The organism is Streptomyces sp. NPDC057438 (assembly GCF_042802995.1).
Taxonomy (GTDB): domain Bacteria; phylum Actinomycetota; class Actinomycetes; order Streptomycetales; family Streptomycetaceae; genus Streptomyces.
On record NZ_JBHVDD010000092.1, the window covers coordinates 1 to 17,282 of the forward strand.

General features: G+C 69.6%; 13 protein-coding genes and 3 pseudogenes. 11 read left to right on the forward strand and 5 right to left on the reverse strand.

Annotated features, from left to right (window positions below; translation table 11 throughout):
• Positions 1 to 54: 54 nt before the first annotated feature.
• Positions 55 to 1,215 (reverse strand): CU044_5270 family protein, encoded by a 1,161-nt coding sequence (locus ACFU5F_RS34875; protein ID WP_383896236.1) that lies wholly within the window; start codon positions 1,213 to 1,215, stop codon positions 55 to 57.
• Positions 1,212 to 1,742 (reverse strand): RNA polymerase sigma factor, encoded by a 531-nt coding sequence (locus ACFU5F_RS34880; protein WP_383896312.1) that lies wholly within the window; start codon positions 1,740 to 1,742, stop codon positions 1,212 to 1,214. Before ACFU5F_RS34880 ends, ACFU5F_RS34875 begins: the two co-directional genes overlap by 4 nt.
• 386 nt (positions 1,743 to 2,128) lie before the next feature.
• Between ACFU5F_RS34880 and ACFU5F_RS34885 the strand changes: the two are divergent.
• Together ACFU5F_RS34885 and ACFU5F_RS34890 are read left to right on the forward strand one after the other, a co-directional pair.
• Positions 2,129 to 2,230, forward strand: a pseudogene (locus tag ACFU5F_RS34885) (5,10-methylene tetrahydromethanopterin reductase); the annotation flags it as partial.
• Between the two features lie 25 nt (positions 2,231 to 2,255).
• Entirely contained in the window at positions 2,256 to 2,510 is a 255-nt protein-coding gene (locus ACFU5F_RS34890; RefSeq protein ID WP_383896239.1) for a Tn3 family transposase, read from the forward strand.
• 52 nt (positions 2,511 to 2,562) lie between these two features.
• Here ACFU5F_RS34890 and ACFU5F_RS34895 read toward each other — a convergent pair whose 3' ends face one another.
• Together ACFU5F_RS34895 and ACFU5F_RS34900 are read right to left on the reverse strand one after the other, a co-directional pair.
• Positions 2,563 to 3,561 carry a winged helix DNA-binding domain-containing protein gene (locus ACFU5F_RS34895; RefSeq protein ID WP_383896242.1) on the reverse strand — a complete coding sequence of 333 codons (999 nt, stop codon included), beginning with the start codon at positions 3,559 to 3,561 and terminating at the stop codon, positions 2,563 to 2,565.
• A 104-nt stretch (positions 3,562 to 3,665) separates the two neighbouring features.
• Positions 3,666 to 4,400 carry an alpha/beta fold hydrolase gene (locus ACFU5F_RS34900; RefSeq protein ID WP_383896245.1) on the reverse strand — a complete coding sequence of 245 codons (735 nt, stop codon included), beginning with the start codon at positions 4,398 to 4,400 and terminating at the stop codon, positions 3,666 to 3,668.
• Between the two features lie 79 nt (positions 4,401 to 4,479).
• Here ACFU5F_RS34900 and ACFU5F_RS34905 point away from each other — a divergent pair, with 79 nt between their 5' ends.
• Positions 4,480 to 5,454 (forward strand): helix-turn-helix transcriptional regulator, encoded by a 975-nt coding sequence (locus ACFU5F_RS34905; protein ID WP_383896248.1) that lies wholly within the window; start codon positions 4,480 to 4,482, stop codon positions 5,452 to 5,454.
• 333 nt (positions 5,455 to 5,787) lie between these two features.
• Here ACFU5F_RS34905 and ACFU5F_RS34910 read toward each other — a convergent pair whose 3' ends face one another.
• Entirely contained in the window at positions 5,788 to 6,498 is a 711-nt protein-coding gene (locus tag ACFU5F_RS34910) for an IS6 family transposase (RefSeq protein ID WP_383896251.1), read from the reverse strand.
• Positions 6,499 to 6,896: 398 nt separating this feature from the next.
• On the opposite strand from ACFU5F_RS34910, the gene ACFU5F_RS34915 reads away from it, so the two are divergent.
• The 8 genes and pseudogenes from ACFU5F_RS34915 (at position 6,897) to ACFU5F_RS34950 (ending at position 17,271) form a co-directional block, all read left to right on the forward strand.
• Positions 6,897 to 8,273, forward strand: a complete 1,377-nt coding sequence (locus ACFU5F_RS34915) for an enolase C-terminal domain-like protein (protein ID WP_383896254.1) — start codon at positions 6,897 to 6,899, stop codon at positions 8,271 to 8,273.
• Entirely contained in the window at positions 8,270 to 9,037 is a 768-nt protein-coding gene (locus tag ACFU5F_RS34920) for an SDR family NAD(P)-dependent oxidoreductase (RefSeq protein WP_383896257.1), read from the forward strand. The genes ACFU5F_RS34915 and ACFU5F_RS34920 overlap by 4 nt, the downstream gene beginning before the upstream one ends.
• 69 nt (positions 9,038 to 9,106) lie before the next feature.
• Entirely contained in the window at positions 9,107 to 10,150 is a 1,044-nt protein-coding gene (locus ACFU5F_RS34925; protein WP_383896260.1) for a sugar ABC transporter substrate-binding protein, read from the forward strand.
• Positions 10,151 to 10,193: 43 nt separating this feature from the next.
• Positions 10,194 to 11,744, forward strand: a complete 1,551-nt coding sequence (locus tag ACFU5F_RS34930; RefSeq protein WP_383896262.1) for a sugar ABC transporter ATP-binding protein — start codon at positions 10,194 to 10,196, stop codon at positions 11,742 to 11,744.
• A 49-nt stretch (positions 11,745 to 11,793) separates the two neighbouring features.
• On the forward strand, positions 11,794 to 12,801 hold the full coding sequence (locus tag ACFU5F_RS34935) for an ABC transporter permease (RefSeq protein WP_383896315.1): 1,008 nt from the start codon (positions 11,794 to 11,796) through the stop codon (positions 12,799 to 12,801).
• A gap of 92 nt (positions 12,802 to 12,893) precedes the next feature.
• Entirely contained in the window at positions 12,894 to 15,359 is a 2,466-nt protein-coding gene (locus ACFU5F_RS34940) for a SpoIIE family protein phosphatase (protein ID WP_383896264.1), read from the forward strand.
• 257 nt (positions 15,360 to 15,616) lie between these two features.
• Positions 15,617 to 15,847, forward strand: a pseudogene (locus ACFU5F_RS34945) (IS6 family transposase); the annotation flags it as partial.
• Between the two features lie 225 nt (positions 15,848 to 16,072).
• Positions 16,073 to 17,271 (forward strand): annotated as a pseudogene (locus ACFU5F_RS34950) (IS110 family transposase).
• Positions 17,272 to 17,282 lie beyond the last annotated feature (11 nt).

Here is a 17,282-nt window from a genome sequence, read left to right on the forward strand (position 1 = left end):
GGGCGGACCCCGGGCCGTCGGCCTGGGGTCCGCCGCTCAGCAAGCCCGGCAGGATCAGCGAGCCGCCTCCACGTCCAACTCGTCGACCGGAACGGAGCGCAGGTCGGCCGGCGGGTCGCTGTAGTCGGTGTTGAACGGCGGTGCCTGGTTGGTCCACTTCATCGTGAACGTCGTGTAGCTCAGCAGGTCGCCCTTCTTTCTGCCGTCGCCGCTGCGGGTGGACACCATCTCTTGACCGAGCGGCATGCCCGTCGACTTGTCGAAGATCAGGCGGCGTTCGGTGCCGGGCGCGTACTCGGCGGTGAGGGCGACGGCGTAGCCGGTGCGGCCGGCGTGGTCCTTGACGTCGCCGAGGGAGCGCACGCCGGGCTCTGCGGCGAGGAGGCGGTAGGCGGCGGCGCGCAGGGCCGGGTTGGACGGCAGGGTCGTGGCGAGCTGGACGGCGTCCTCGACGACGATCCGGTCGAGGGTCCATTCGGGGCCGTTGTAGTGCTTGTCGACCAGTTCGAAGAGGCGCTTGCGGAGGGCCTTGGCATCGGTGGGCAGCGTGGGTAGGAGGCGCAGGGGAACTTCCCCCATCGGCACGCTGTCCGCGATTCCGCCGGGGACGTCGTGTGCGATCTCGCCCTTGCCGGCGTAGGTGACGATCTCCCCGGTCACGTCCCTCATGTCCCACGACATGGGGGACCCGTCCGCCTTCCACGCCGCCTCGTCGGCTTCCGTCGCCGGACGGGCGCCTACGTCCAGCGATTGCGACCAGTACCTGTTCTTGGCGGCGGCCGTCCACCACCGCACCTCTTGGCGGATGTCGATGCTGTAGTTCTTGCCGGGCACCTTCTGGCGGTCGACGAGCGTTTCCACCACGTACCAGTACTTGCCGGAGGCGGCCGGTTGCCGCTCGACGTGGGACGCGGCAGCGAGAAGGACCTGGCTGCCCGAGCCCAACGTCGCGGAGGGCGCGGGTCCCGGCCGCTCCGGCGCGGTGTCGGTCATCACCACAGCCGCCACCACCGACGCCGTGGCCAGGGCGAGACCCGACAGGAGAGGGCGGCGCACCCTCGCGCTGCGGGTGGTGGCGCGAGCCCTGCGCGTCGTGCGCGGAAGGCTCATGAGCGTTGCGAGCTCCTCCTGCCGAACCTGCGAGGGTGTGGGGAGGTCGGGGTCGAGGTGGGCGGGGCGGGCGGCGGCCAGGCGCTGCAGGACGTCGTTCTTCACCGAGCTTCCTTTCCTACGGTGATCCGGGCTCGGGTGGACACGCGCCGCGCGGTTGCGGCCTCCTGCATGAGCGGGGAGGCCGACGCGGCCTGGTTGAGGCGCATACGCGCCCGGTGCAGGCGGACCCGCAGCGTGATGGGCGAGCAGCCGACCACACGGGCCGCCTCCGCCGGGGTCAGTCCCTGCCACGCGGAGAGGATGAGCAGTTCGCGATCGTCCTCTGGCAGCGTGGCCAGCGCCTTGAGCAGCGCGCTGCGCTCGGACACGTCCTCGGCGATGTCCGCCTCGGCCTGGCCCGTCCAGGCGCCCAGCTCGGCGGCGAGCATCGCGCGCCTGGCCTCCGCGCGGATGCTGTCCCGCAGGATGTTGCGGGCGACCCCGAGCAGCCATGGCAGCGGCTGCTGCGGTATGTCGTCCAGCCTGCGCCAGGCCACGGTGAACGTCTCGCTCACCACCTCGTCGGCGACCTGCCGTCCCGCGCGGCTGACCACGTAGGCCCACACGCGTTGCCGGCAGCCGTCGTACATAGCGGTGAAACGATCCGCGTCGTCGTCGGGCACTGCCGCACCTCCTGTCCCTCCCGGTGTGTTCTGTCATCGAGTAGTGGTCCCGGTCAGGCGACCGTTACAGCAGTACGCCGGGAAAACCGCCCAAGGAGCGAGGCATACGTCACACAGAGCGCGCAACGAACCCCGAGCGAACACCCCAACGTGTTGGCCGACGCCTCGGCGTCCTCCTACTGCGAGACATCGAAGAAACATGACTGCACGGGACCGCGATTCTGGCGTCGGACATACCCTGCCCTACGAAAAAGCGGCACGTGCCCCGCACTTCGGCGACCACCGGTGCCGACGCCCTGAACGCTTGACCGGAGCGTTGATCACTCACCAGCACTGGGCATAGGTTTCAGCACGTGCCGAACGTTCGAATCGGTGTGATGTACGACCGCGACTGGGCTCCGCAGGGGTTGCCGGGGTTCGCGCGGGATGTCGAGGCGCTGGGGGTAGACGACCTGTGAGTGGTCGAGGACCTCGGATGGTATGGGGGGATCTCGGCACAACGCCCTGGACATCGCGGAGATCGTCCGCCAGCTGCTGGAGGAGGGATGGGAGATCGACCCGGAAGACCTGGCGCACATCTCGCCGTGCCTGACCGAACACATCAATCGGTTCGGCGAGTACAGCACCCACGAACTCGGCACTCAGCCGGAAGCGAACGACCCGAAGCCTGACGTCGGCTTCACCCCGCTCCGTGAGCAGGGTCTGATCGCCGCAGGCCTCGGTCAGGCCGCTTGACCCAACGCTCTCGCCTATGCGGCCGTCCTTTTTGGATCGGGATGCGGGTCGGCTATGTGGTGGGCCGCAGAAAGCCGACGACGGCCTCCTTTTCCATGTCGGTACCCTGCTCGATCTGAGGCGGGACAGGTTCGAATGCATCCACCTGGATGGAGCGCGAGCCGGGGCCACGGCTCCAGGTGGCGATGGCCAGGCCGTCGGCGATGACGGTGGGGCGGATGAGGCCGCCTCCTGGCCAGACGCGGGTCTGGTGGGGAGCGGGGACGGACGCCTCGCGGGTGCGGTAGCCGATCAGGTAGTTGTCGTAGGCGGGCAGCATGCGAACGTCCGGAGGGTCAGACGAGCGTGGGAGTTCTTTCACCCGCCCGGCGAGCATGGTCAATGCGCCGTACTCGGTGATCACGCCGGATTCCGCCAGCATTTTCCAGGCCCTGCGGGTGCAGGTGATCGGCAGTCCGGACCAGGCGGCGAAGTCCTCCAAGGTGGCGGGGGCGTGCGCGGCCAGGTACCGGCGGGCCAGCTCGGCGAGAGCATCGTCGCCCTCCCACCGGAAGCGCCCGGTGGAGGGCAGCCAGTCGTCGAGCAGCACATACGTGGCCTCACCGGCGCGCTGCGGACCATGGCAGAGGATGCCGGTGAGCGCTGCGTTGCGGATCAGGTAGAACGGCGCCTGCCCGTCCGGCGGAATACCGAGGGTGGTGAGGCGCTCGGTCAGCTCGGCCCGGGTGAGTGGTCCGTGCGCGGCAAGAGCACGGCGGATGAGATGGTCGGCTCGCTGGCGCAGATCATCGCCCAGGCCCAGTTGCTGGTAGCGGCGGCTGGTTGCGGCAAGGATGCGCGGGGACAGTAACTGCAACACCCAGCGGGCGTCGTTGCTGGGGATGGTGTGCAGGGTGCCGCGCATGTACCAGTTGCGGACGATGCTCCGCTCTTTCTCGTATGCCGTGCGGATGGCCTGGGCGGTGATGTCCCGGCCGCGTACCCGGATGCCCAGGTCGGCGGCCGTGGCGTCCTGGGCCTGGATGGCGAAGACCCGTCGGACGACCGTCACGGCAGAGGCCTCGCGTGCTCCGCCGGCCAGGGCCTGAGCACAGGCCCGCAGCCTGCGGATGCTCTCGTGGTCAGGCGTCGGGATGTGCCTCTCGGCCGGCGCGGTCAGGAGACGGCCTTGTCGAGGACGCGGGCGAGTTCGGCGGGTGCGGACAGCATCGGCCAGTGCCCGGTGGGCAGGTGGAAGCGCCGCCATGGCGGCTGGTTCAGGTAGGCGAGCATCGGCACCCCGGCATCCAGCAGTCCCGTGAAGTCATGGCAGGCGACCAGGACACGGTCCACACCGGGACCGGGCTCGGCCGGGCCGTCGAGACGCTGGGTGAAGGCGCCGAACGGCTGAGGGGTGGCACGCGAGCGCAGAGCGTCCCGCTGGCCCTCATCGAGCCCGTCGAGGCTGCTGGACAAGCCCAGGACCTCAAAGGGCGGCATCGGTAGCCGCCACCCGTCGCCGGAAGCGTCGACCTGCTGGCGCAGCTGGTCCGCTGCCTGCGGTGGCAAGAGGTCGAGCATGCACATGCCTGCGGCGAACGGGGCGCTGTCCACGTAGATCACGCGCTCCAGCCGGTCGCCGAGACGTCCGGCTGCCCCGGTTACCGGGGCAGCCGCGTAGCTGTGGGCGACCAGCGTGACGTCGCGCAGATCGTTCCGCTCGACGAATCCCGTGATGTCCGCGATGTGCGTGTCCAGGTCCGTCTGGGGTCCGCCCTGGTCTGCGTGCTCGACCAGGCCGGTCAGTGTCAGCGGCAGCGCCGTGTGGCCGCGCTCCCGCAGAGCGCGGGCGGTGTCTTCCCAGGCCCACGCCCCGAGCCAGGCGCCGGGAACGAGTACGAAGGTGGCCATGTGATCTCCCAGAAGTGAGGTGCTGCGGGGAGCGTAAAGTCGATACAGGACAGAATCCGCCCTGAAATGCCGAGTGATCATGTCGCATCCCCTCACCCGTGTGCTGACCCTGCTGGAACTCCTCCAGTCCAACGCCCGGCTCACCGGGACGGAGCTGGCTGACCGCCTGGACACCGACGTCCGCACCGTGCGCCGCTACACGGCCCACCTACGCGACTTGGGCATCCCTGTGGAGGCCGAACGCGGCCGCTACGGCGGCTATCGACTGGCCCGCGGCTACCGCATGCCACCTCTGGTCCTCACCAATGACGAGGCCCTCGCCGTCGTCCTTGGCCTGCTCGCGGCAGAACGTCTGGGCATGGGCACCGCCGCGCCGGCCAGTGCCGGTGCCCTGGCCAAGATCGAGCGGGTGCTCCCGCACGCCCTGCGCGAACCGCTCGCCGCCATGCGGGAGACCCTGTCCTTCACCGCCAACGCCGTAATCGGGCAGGCACCCGGAACCGGCGTCCTGCTGGCCCTGGCCCAGGCCTCCCGCGCCCGCACGACCGTCGCCATCAGCCACCAGTCCTGGCGCCAGGAACACACCGAACGCGACATCGACCCCTACGGCGTGGTCTTCCACACCGGCCGCTGGTACGTCGTCGGCCACGACCACCTCCGCGACAGCTTGCGCACCTTCCGAATCGACCGCATCACCTCCGTCACCCCCCGAGCCGACAGCTTCACCGCGCCCGACGGCTTCGACCCCGTCGCCCACCTGACCTCGACCCTCGCTCAGGGGCCCTACCGCTGGCAGGTCGAGGTGACGATCCATGGCCCCCTCGATGAGATCGCCCGCCGACTGCCTCGCTCAGCGGTGACCCTCACCGCCCAGCCCACCGGTGTCCTGATGCACGCACGGGCAGAACGGCTGGACGGCATGGCCCACATGCTCGCCTCCCTGGAATGGCCCTTCACCATCCACCACCCCGACGAACTACGGCAGGCGCTCAAGAATCTGGCCGCCCAGCTCACCGCAGCCGCCCAACGAGGTCCGGAAGAACTACCGCAGTAACTACCGGGTTTACTGCGGCGGAGCCTCTATCGTGATCATCACGGCCTGCGGCGGACCATTCCGGCCGCCGGGGCGAGGTGCACGCATTTACTGCGGCAGTGCCGGAGGGGGGCGAGCATGGCGATCGAACCGGTGACCGAACTCGGGAGCGGGGGCGCGCTCAGGTTGCCGCGAGCCCGGGTCGTGCCCCTGTCCACCCCGCCCGCGTCGTACACTGCGGCGGTCGAGCGCTATCTCACCGGCGCGGGCATCGCGTGGCGTTGTCACGTTGTTGGGTGGGTTGGGCCTGACGGTGTGTCGAGGCATGGTTCAGTCGGGCTCGGGGCCTGTTGCTCAGGCCGCTTCGGGCCGGCCGGTGATGTGGTCCCAGATGGCGAAGCGGACGGTCATCTCGGTTCGGTAGCCGGGAGTGGTCATCAGGTGGCGGCGGGGCCGGAAGTGGGGTGAGATGCCGCTGAACGCGGACAGGAACCGCTGGGCTGCGCCGGTGCTGCGGAAGCCTTTCATCGCGCGTTCGCGCTGCCGGGTCGGTTGGTGGCTGTTCTCCGCCCGGTTGTCCAGGTACTTCGACTGCCGGGGCTCGACGCAGGGCATGACCTCGCGGCGGGCAGCGCCGTAGGAGCGGAGCTTGTCAGTGACCATCACCCGCGGCACCGCACCGGTCCTCTTCATCAGCCTGCGCAAGAAACGCCTGGCCGCGGCCTTGTCCCGGCGGTCCTGCACGAGGATGTCCAGCACGTTGCCGTCCTGGTCGACGGCCCGCCACAGGTACCGCTGCTCGCCGTTGATCTTGATGAAGACCTCGTCCAGGTGCCATTTGTCACCGGGCCGGAGCTGCCGGCGGCGCAGCACGCCTGCGTACCGCTGCCCGAACTTGGCGCACCAGCGGCGCACCGTCTCGTACGAGACGACGATCCCCCGCTCGAGCATCAGCTCCTCGACCTCGCGGAACGACAGCGGGAAGCGGTGATACAGCCACACGCAATGGGAGATGACCTCGACCGGGTACCGGTGCCCCTTGTGCGACAGCGACACGGCCCCCACGAACGGCCCCCTCCAGCACGATCCAACCAGAAGATCATCCCACCCGGTCAACCAACGTGACAGCGCCCTCACTCGGCATCGACCGCAGCCTGGTCGGCCGAACCGTGCTGGGCTTCGGCGTCCTCGATGAGTTCGCGCAGCCGGTCGCGCTCCCGTGCGCTGGATTAGGCCTTCGACGTAGGCGGACATGCCGCGCCTGCCGGTGCGTGCCTTGAGGGCGGCGATGGTGCCTTCGTGGAGGGAGACGGCTTGCCGTTGCCGTACCCAGCCCTCGGAGACACAGGCGTGCGGTAGTGCGGCCGGGGCTTTTGGGCGATATACAGTTATTTGGGTGTCCCAGCTTGCCGTCAGGCCTGATTCTCTGGAGTCCTTCCGATGACGTCGACGAGCCGCCTGACATGAGGCCCAACCCGACGCGGGGGCGGATCACGGCGCTGGACGCCTACGACATCCGGTTTCCCACGTCTCGTCGGTTTGAAGGGTCGGACGCGATGAATCCCGATCCGGACTATTCGGCGTCCTATGTGATCATCCGCACCGATGCCGGGGACGGGCTGGAGGGTCATGGGTTCTGCTTCACCATCGGCCGGGGCAATGAGGTCGAGGTGGCGGCGATCAACGCCTTGCGCCCGCATGTGGTGGGGCTGCGGCTGGGAGAGGTCCTGTCCGACCTCGGCGGGTTCTGCCGCTCGCTCGTCGGCGACAGCCAGCTGCGATGGCTGGGGCCGGAGAAGGGCGTGGTGCACATGGCCATCGGGGCCGTGGTGAACGCCGTGTGGGACCTGTACGCGAAGCGGGAGGGGAAGCCGCTGTGGAAGCTGCTGGCCGACCTCGCGCCCGAGCAGGTGGTCGCGTTGATCGACTTCCGTTACGTGGAGGACGCGCTGACCCCCGATGAGGCGCTGGGGATTCTGCGGCGGGCGCGGGCCGGGATGGGGGAGAGGGAAGCGCTGCTGCTCGCCGAGGGGTATCCGGCGTATGCCACGTCTCCTGGCTGGCTCGGCTACCCGGACAGCAAGGTCGCTGGGTTGGCCCGGGAGGCCGTGGACAGTGGGTTCACGCAGATCAAACTCAAGGTCGGAGCCGATCCGGAGGACGATGAGCGGCGGTGCCGTACCGCGCGGGGAGTGATCGGCCCCGGGGTGCGGATGGCTCTGGACGCCAATCAGCGCTGGGGGGTCGCCGAGGCGGTCGGGCGGATCCGGCGGCTGGCGGAGTTCGACCCGTACTGGATCGAGGAGCCGACCAGCCCGGACGACATTCTCGGGCTCGCGGCGATCCGCCGGGAGGTGGCGCCGGTGCGGGTGGCGGCGGGCGAACATGTGCACAACCGGGTGATGTTCAAGCAACTGCTCCAGGCGGGCGCGCTCGACTTTCTGCAGTTGGACGCCTGCCGGGTCGGGGGAGTCAACGAGAACCTGGCGATCCTCCTGCTCGCGGCCAAGTTCGGGATCTCGGTGTGCCCGCACGCGGGAGGGGTGGGGCTGTGCGAACTCGTGCAGCACCTGGCGATGTTCGACTATCTGGCGGTCTCCGGCACCCTCCAGGACCGGGTCATCGAGTACGTGGATCATCTGCACGAGCACTTCCTCGACCCGGTCCTGATCGTCCGGGGGCGGTACGCGGCCCCGACCGCCCCCGGCTTCAGCTCGGCGATGCGGCCCGAGGCGCTCGCCACGTACGCGTTCCCTGGCGGCGCCGCCTGGCAGGTCCCGTACGACGAGTCCTCGGCGGGACCGTACGACGAGCCCCCGGCTGAAGGGCCCTCGGCATGAACACCGGGGAGGAATTCCAGGGGTTGGCAGCGATCGTCACCGGCGGGGCGTCCGGGATCGGGCTGGCCACCGCCGAGACCCTGGCCGCGAGGGGGTGCCGGGTGGCGGTGCTCGACCGGGTTCCCGAGCCCGTGCCCGCGTGGCTGCACCCGGTACAGGCTGATGTCGGGGACGCCGTATCGGTGGCCGATGCGGTGAGCCGGGTGGCGGAGCTGTTCGGAGGCCTGGATGTGGTGGTCAACAACGCCGGCATCGGCGCTCAGGGCACCGTCGAGGACAACGCGGACGACGAATGGCACCACGTGCTGGACATCAATGTGCTCGGCATCGTCCGCACCAGCCGGGCGGCACTGCCGTATCTGCGCCGGTCTCCCAGCGCGGCCGTCGTCAACACCTGCTCGGTCGCGGCGCTGGCCGGGCTGCCGCAGCGGGCGCTGTACGCGGCCAGCAAGGGCGCGGTGCTCGCGCTGACCCTGGCGATGGCCGCCGACCACATCGGCGAGGGCATCCGGGTCAACTGCGTCAACCCGGGCACCGTGGACACCCCCTGGGTGCGCCGGCTGCTCGAACACTCCGACGACCCGGAGGCCGAACGCGCCGCTCTCGTCGCCCGCCAGCCCACCGGCCGTCTGGTCACCGCCCAGCAGGTCGCGGACGCCATCGCTTATCTCGCCGGGCCGCTGGCCGGTGCCACCACCGGGACGGCACTCGTCGTGGACGGAGGGATCCAGGGCATCCGCGCACGTCAGGACACCTTCCACTGACCTGACCTGACCGACCGCTGCCGACCACCGACCGACCGCTGACCGACCACTCACTCGGAGCCGAGCACCATGAAGCGACGCATCGCCGCTGTCGGAACAGTCCTCGCACTCGGCTGCGGGCCGGCCGTCACCGCCTGCGGCGGGGACACGAGCAGCACCGACGCCACCGCTTCGGGCGAGGTCGGGGTGGTGCTGCCGCTGCTGACCTCACCGTTCTGGGAGTCGTACGACCGCTACATCCCCGAGCAGGCCGCCGCCCAGGACGTCCGCCTGCTTCAGACGGTGAACTCCGACTCCGATCCGAGCAAACAGATCACCGACATCCAGAATCTGCTCGCCCAGGACGTGAAGGGCCTGGTCGTCTCGCCGCTGGACTCCGCGGCGATCGTCGCCGGGCTGAACGCCGCGCAGCGCAAGAAGGTGCCGGTGGTCGCCGTCGATGTGGCGCCGGACAAGGGCGAGGTGGCGATGGTGGTCAGGGCCGACAACCGTGCCTACGGGGAGAAGGCCTGTCGGCACCTCGGCGACGCGGTGAAGACGGGCAAGGTCGTACAGATCCAGGGCGATCTGGCGTCGGTCAACGGGCGGGACCGGTCGGAGGCGTTCAGCGCGTGCATGAAGAAGGACTACCCAGGCATCAGGGTGCTGGACGTTCCCGCCGTCTGGAGGGCGGAAAGGGCGGCGGCCGGTCTGGAGGCGCTGTACATCACCAACCCCGATATCAAGGGCATCTACATGCAGGCCGGCGGTGTGTATCTGGCCCCCACGCTGAGCACGCTGCGGCGGCACGACGCGCTGGTGGCGGCCGGTAGTCCCGGGCACGTCGTGATCGTGTCCAACGACGGCATCCCGCAGGAGCTGGATGCGATTCGCAAGGGTCTGATCGATGCGACCGTCTCCCAGCCGGCCGACCAGTACGCCAAATACGGCATCTACTACATCAAGCGGGCGATGGAGGGCGAGACCTTCCACCCGGGCCCGACCGACCACGACAGCACCATCGTCCGGCTGCCCAGCGGAATCTTGGAGGACCAGTTCCCGGCACCGCTGGTGACCGAGGACAACGTCGACGACGCGTCGCTGTGGGGCAACCAGATCGGCAAGAGCTCCTGACCCGGGAAAGCGTCTCCCCGGGCCCCCGGGAAGCGAGACCGCGATGAACCGGACGCCACCGACCGACCCCCGCGCCGATGACGCCGGCCGCCGCGCGGTGGCCGAGGCCCACGGAATCCACAAGCGCTACGGGCCCACCGTGGCCCTGGACGACGTGGGGATCGCCGTACGGGCCGGTGAGTCGCACGCCCTGGTCGGCCGCAACGGGGCCGGCAAGTCGACCCTGGTGGCCATCCTGACCGGACTGCAGCGGCCGGACCGTGGCGTCGTTCTGTTCGACGGCGAACCCGCGCCCGGCCCGGCGGACCGTGAGGCGTGGCAGCGGCGGGTCGCCTGCGTCTACCAGCAGTCGACGATCATCCCTGATCTCACTGTCGCCGAGAACCTGTACGTCAACCGGCAGCCCACGGGGCGCGGCCAGGTGATCAGCTGGCGGCGGATGCACGCGGCGGCCCGCGAGCTGCTGGACGATTGGGGTGTGGAGGTCGACGAGAACGTGCCGGCCGGCCACCTCACCGTCGAGGACGCCAAGATGGTGGAGATCGCGAGGTCGATCTCGCGCGGAACCCGGTTCATCATCCTGGACGAGCCGACCGCCCAGCTGGACAGCCGGGCGATCGACCGCCTGTTCACCCATGTCCGGCGGTTGCAGCGGGCCGGGATCACCTTCCTCTACATCTCTCACCATCTGGAGGAGGTCTACGCCGTCTGCCAGGTCGTCACCGTCCTGCGGGACGCCCGCTGGATCACCACGGCGCCCGTGGGCGAGCTGGGCCGGACCGAACTAGTCGAGGCGATGACCGGAGGGCGGGGCGCGGGTGCGGTCCCCGGCTCCAGCGAGATCCGGCCGCGGCCGGCGGACGCGCCCGTGGCGGTACGGGTGCACCGGCTGAGCGGCACGCATTTCACTGACGTCAGCTTCGTCGTCCGGTCCGGCGAGACGGTGGGGCTGACCGGGCTCGCGGGCTCCGGAAGCCATCAGGTCGCTGAGGCGCTGGCCGGGCTGTACCGGCCCGACAGCGGGCGGATCGAGGTGCTCGGCCGTCCGACGCGGCCGGGCAGTGTCCCCTCGGCGCTCGCGGCGGGCGTGGGCTGTGTGCCGCGGGACCGGCACCATGAAGGGCTGGTACCGGAACTGGCGGTGGCCGAGAACGCCTCCCTGAGCATCATGGACCGGCTGGGGCGGCTCGGCGTGATCTCGCGCCCGGCCCGGGACGCCTTCGCCCGGCGGACGATCACCGGTCTCGACATCACGACGGACGGCCCGCACCAGCCGGTCAAGGACCTGTCGGGCGGTAACCAGCAGAAGGTCGTCATGGGCCGGGCGCTGGCCACCGACCCGGCGGTACTGGTGCTCATCAACCCGACGGCGGGCGTCGACGTGCAGTCCAAGCGGGCGCTGCTGTCGGTCGTCGACCGGGCCAGGGCCGCGGGACGCGCGGCGCTCGTCGTCTCGGACGAGCTGGCGGATCTGCGGAGCTGTGACCGCGTCCTGGTGATGTTCAACGGTTCTCTCGCCGCCGAGTACACCGTCGGCTGGACCGACGAAGAACTGGTGGCCTCGATCGAAGGGGTCGGCACCGGCCATGAGTGACACCGCGCCGAACGGCCCGACGAGCGGCGGCTCGATGCCGGGTGGCCCGATGCCGGGTGATGGGCCGGACAGAGCTGTCCGCCGTCCCGTCCGCGTGATCGCCCTGGGGCGGATCCGGGACCTGGCGCTGCTGCCCGCGGTGCTCCTGCTGCTGGTCATCGGGGCGGTCAGCAACGACAGCTTCCTTGAGCGGGACAACCTGCTGAACGTGCTCAGCGCCTCCTCGGCGCTCGGACTGCTGGTGCTCGCCGAGGCGATGATCCTGATCAGCGGCAAGATGGACCTCTCGCTGGAGTCGATCGCGGGGCTCGCCCCGGCCCTCGGCTTCATGGCCGTGATCCCGGCCGCCTCGGCGGGGTTCGGCAGCGAGCTGCCCGTCTGGTTCGGTCTGCTGATCATTCCGCTCACCGGGGCTCTGCTCGGCGCCGTGAACGGTCTGCTGATCGTCAAGCTCCAGCTCAACGGATTCATCGTGACCCTGGCGATGAACATCGTGCTGCGCGGAGTCCTGGTCGGCATGGTGTCCGGCAAGACCTTGTTCGACGCCCCCACCGCGCTCCTGGCCCTCGGGTCCGACACCTGGCTCGGCGTCCCCGTCTCCGTGTGGGTGACCGGCGCCTGTTTCGCGGTCGCCGGGTGGGCGCTGCGCTACCACCGGCTGGGACGCGCGGTGTACGCGGTGGGCGGCAACGCCCCCGCGGCGCGGGCGGCGGGCATCCGGGTCGACCGGGTGGCCTGGGGAGTGCTGGTCATTGGCGGGACGCTGGCTGCGGTGGCCGGCCTGGTGATCGCCGGACGGGTCGGGGCGATCAACGCCAATCAGGGACAGGGCCTGATCTTCACCGTGTTCGCGGCCGCTGTCATCGGCGGCATCAGCTTGAACGGCGGCAAGGGCTCCCTGGCCGGGGCGCTGCTCGGGGTCCTGCTGCTGGGCATGCTGGAGAACCTGCTCACCCTGGCGCAGGTGTCGTCCTTCTGGATCCAGGCCATCTACGGCGCGATCATCCTGGTGGCGCTCATGATCGCCCGGCTCACCACCGGCGAGGGCCAGGAGTAGGGCGAGGCCCCGGCGCGGTCCGAGGGGAGAGCAGTGCCGGGCGATACCTCATAGAATGACCCATATGCCATCCGCCAGATGGGACGGCCGTCATGATGTTCCCCAAGGAGGTCACAACGGACGGAACGCACGGACCGTTCGAGATGGCGAACGTGGCTGCCGTGGTGATCGACGCGAACGGCACGGTCATCGGCTGGACGGGGGCCGCCGAGCGGCTCCTGGGATACGGTGCGGCGGAGGTCCTCGGCCGCTCCGCCGCCACTCTGCTGGCGCAGCCCGAGGACGCGTCACGGGCGGCCGAGGTCGCCGAGGAGTGCGGGACCCGGGAGAGCTGGGGCGGCCTGGTGGGCGCCCGGCACCGGGACGGCCACCGTCTCGAGGTCGGGCTGCGGGTGACCGCGATGTCCGACACCGACGACCGCAAAACCTGGCTCGTCTCGGCGATCGACGTGGCGAAGGCTCCGACCTGGGCGGTCAGCGGGGAGGTGCTGGAGGGCTTTCTCACCCGCTCACCGCTCGGCATGGCCGTGCTCAGCCCGGACCTGCGGTACGTGTGGATGAACGACACCCTGGAGCGCTACGGCGGTGTGCCGCGCGAGGAGCGGCTCGGGCGCCGGATGTCGGACTCGTTGCCGGGCCTGAACACCGAGGCGCTCGAAGCACAGATGCGGCGGGTGCTGGAGACCGGCGTGCCGGTCGTCGACTACGAGTACCGGGGCTGGACCTGGGCGGATCCGCACCGGGAACACGCCTACTCCACCTCCTTCTTTCGGCTCGACGACCCGGACGGCAGCCCGCTGGGCGTGTGCTACATGGGCATGGACGTCACCGACAGATGGCGGGCCCGGGAGCGCCTGGCCCTGCTCAGCGAGGCCAGCGCCTGTATCGGGGGCACGCTGAACGTGATGCGGACCGCCCAGGAGCTGGCCGACTTCTCGGTGCCGAGGCTTGCCGACTTCGTGACCGTCGATCTGCTGGAAGCGGTGCTGCACGGTGAGGAACCCGGTTCGCGGCCGTCCGACGGCACGTATCCGGCGCGGCGTGCCGGGCAGCAGTCGATCCACGAGGGCTGTCCGGAATCGGTGATCGCCACCGGCGACCCGATCGCCGCCCCCATGTCGTCGCCGTACATCCAGAGCATGGTCAACGGCACCTCGATGCTGGATCCGTGTCTGGACCCAGACACCACTCCGTGGGTCGCTGAGGACCCGGCCCGGGCCGCGAGTATCAGGGAATTCGGGATGCCCTCGGCGATGTGGGTGCCGCTGTCCGCGCGCGGCACCGTGCTGGGAGTGGCCACCTTCATCCGTACGGAGCATCCGGATCCGTTCGAGGAGGACGATCTGCTGCTCGCCGAGGAGCTTGTCGGCCGGGCCGCGGTGTGGGTGGAGAACGCCCGCCGCTACACCCGTGAGCACGCCGCGGCGCTGGCCCTGCAGCGCAGTCTGCTCCCGCAGGGGCTGAACGGCGGGACCGCCATGGAGGTGGCCTCGCGCTATCTGCCGGCCGATGCCCGGGAAGGGGTGAGCGGCGACTGGTTCGATGTGATCCAGCTGTCCGGCGCCCGGGTCGCCCTGGTCGTCGGTGACGTGGTCGGGCACGGCCTCAACGCCGCGGCGACCATGGGCAGGCTGCGTACCGCCGTACAGACGCTCGCCGACATGGACCTGCCGCCCGATGAGCTGCTGGCCCACCTGGACGACCTGGTGATCCGCCTGACGGAGGAGAAGGGCGGCGACGACGAGCCCATCGCCACCGCGGTACTGGGCGCGACCTGCCTCTACGCCGTCTACGACCCGGTCACCCAGCTGTGCACCATGGCCCGGGCCGGACATCCGCCGCCCGTCGTGGTCACCCCCGCCGGCAAGATCGTCTTCCCGAACCTTCCGGCGGGCCCTCCGCTGGGCCTCGGCTCGTTGCCCTTCGAGTCCGCCGAGATGTCCCTCCCCGACGGAAGCATGATCGCCCTCTACACCGATGGCCTCATCGAGAGCAGTGACCAGGACATCGACGTCGGGCTGTCCCGCCTCAGCGATGTGCTCGCGCAGTCAGGCCTGCCGCCGGAGGAGCTGTGCTCGGCGGTCGTGAACAAACTGCTGACCGGCCCGCAGACCGACGACGTCGCTCTGCTCCTGGCCCGGCCGCATGCGCTGGGCGCCGACCGGGTCGCCTCGTGGGACCTGCCGACGGATCCGGCGATCGTCTCGAGCGCCAGGGAGCTGGCCGTCCGCCAGCTCCTCGGATGGGAGCTGGAGGACCTGGCGATGACCACGGAACTGGTGGTCAGCGAGCTGGTCACCAACGCCATCCGGCACGGCACCGCACCCGTCAGGCTGCGCATGATCCGGCATGACAAGTTGATCTGCGAGGTGTCCGACGCCAGCAACACCTCGCCCCGGATGGGCCATGCGCGGACCACCGACGAGGGCGGCCGGGGGTTGTTCCTGGTCGCCCAGCTGACCCGCCGTTGGGGTACGCGCTACACCCGGGCCGGAAAGATCATCTGGGCCGAGCAGGACCTGCCGAGGCGGGCGGGCGGGCGACCGGGCGGGCGCTGACGGCCCGGGTGGCCCGGGTGCTTGAGAGCCCCTCTCGATCGAGCCCCACGCGTCATGCAGCTGCTCTGCACGGGCTGTCCGGGGAACCAAGGGGAACGCCGGGTGAATGGAAACCGAGATGGACCGAGAAAGGCCGACAAGTAAGGAGAAAGGCATAGAAGGGCCGAGGGAGACCGGGAAGGGATGAGAAGGGCGTTGTCACGTTGGTTGACCGGGTGGGATGATCTTCTGATCGTTCGGACTGGGAGGAGTCGTTCGTGGGGGCCGTGTCGCTGTTGTACAAGGGGCACCGGTACCCGGTCGAGATCATCTCGCACTGCGTGTGGCTGTACCTCCGGTTCCCGCTCAGCTTCCGCGAGGTCGAGGAGCTCATGCTGGAGCGCGGCGTCGTCGTGTCCTACGAGACCATCCGCCGCTGGTGCCTGAAGTTCGGGCAGCAGTACGCCAATGCGCTGCGCCGACGGCGCCCTCGCCCTGGTGACAAGTGGCTCTACCTTCTTGAACGGGTTGGTCCTCCCGTTCGTAGGGTGAGGACACCCAGGGGAGTTGGGTGTGGCTGACAAGTGGCTGCCGTTCGTGGCTTCAGGTGCTTGGCCGCCCGGCTCCCCACGACGACTCGGCCGTCGATTGGGAAGTGCGAACAAGTCGCTGTGTGGAGCAATGCCGGCGAGGTCGTCCATGGTACGCAAGGCAAGTGTGACGACTGGAGCGCAATGAGCCGGAGATGGGCGGGGACCGACTGCGGCAAGACCCACCACCATGGCCTGGTCCTGGACGGCGAGGGCGACACGCTGCTGTCGCGTCGGGTGGCCAACGACGAGCCGGGACTGCTGAAGCTGATCGGTGATGTTCTGGACCTCGCCGACGGTGGCAGGACAACCTGGGCGCTGGACATGACCGGCGGCGAGCCCGGCCTGCTGATCGCCCCTGCTGGTCAACCATGGCCAGGAGCTCGTCTACATCCCCGGTATCGCGGTCAACCGGGCCACCGACAGCTACCGGGGCCAGGGCAGGACGGACGCCCGTGACGCCCGCGTGATCGCCGATCAGGCCAAGATGCGCCGCGATCTGCAGCCGATCCGCCCCGGCGACGAAGCCACGATCGAGTTGCGGCTGCTGACTGACCACCGCGTCGATCTGGTCGCCGACCGGACCCGCACCACCAACCGGCTCAAGGCCCTGCTGAACAGCATGTTCCCGACCCTGGAACGGGATCTCGACCTCGGTAACGTCGGCCCGCTGGTGCTGCTGGCCGGATACCAGACACCGGCCGCGATCCGCCGCGCCGGCAGTCGGCGGCTGACCGCTTGGCTGCGCAACCGCAAGGTCTGCAACGCTGCTGCCCTGGCCGAGAAGGTGGTCGAAGCCGCCGATCGCCAGCACACCGCCGTCGTGGGTGAGAAGACCATCGCGAAGATGGTGCACACTCTCGCCAAGGAGGTGATGGCCCTCAACGAGAAGATCGCCGAGACCGACAAGCTCATCGAGGGCCGGTTTCGTGACCATGAACTCGCCGAAGTGATCGAGTCCCTGCCCGGCATCGGCACAATCCTCGGTGCCGAGTTCCTCACCGCCGTCGGCGGCAGCCTGGACGCCTTCCCAACGGCCAACCGGCTCGCGGCCTTCGCCGGCGTGGCACCCGCCCCACGCGACTCCGGCCAGGTCAGCGGCAACGACCACCGACCGACGAGATACCACCGTTCGCCTGCAGCGCGTCTTCTACATCTCCGCGCTGGTCAGCGTTCAACGCGACCCCAACTCGCGAAGCTTTTACGATCGCAAGCGCGCCGAGGGCAAACGCCACGTCCAGGCTCTCCTCGCGCTCGCCCGCCGCCGCGTCAACGTCCTGTGGGCCTTGATCCGTGACCGACGGTGCTACCAGGTCACACCCCCAGCCACAGCCGCGGCTTGACATCAGCATTG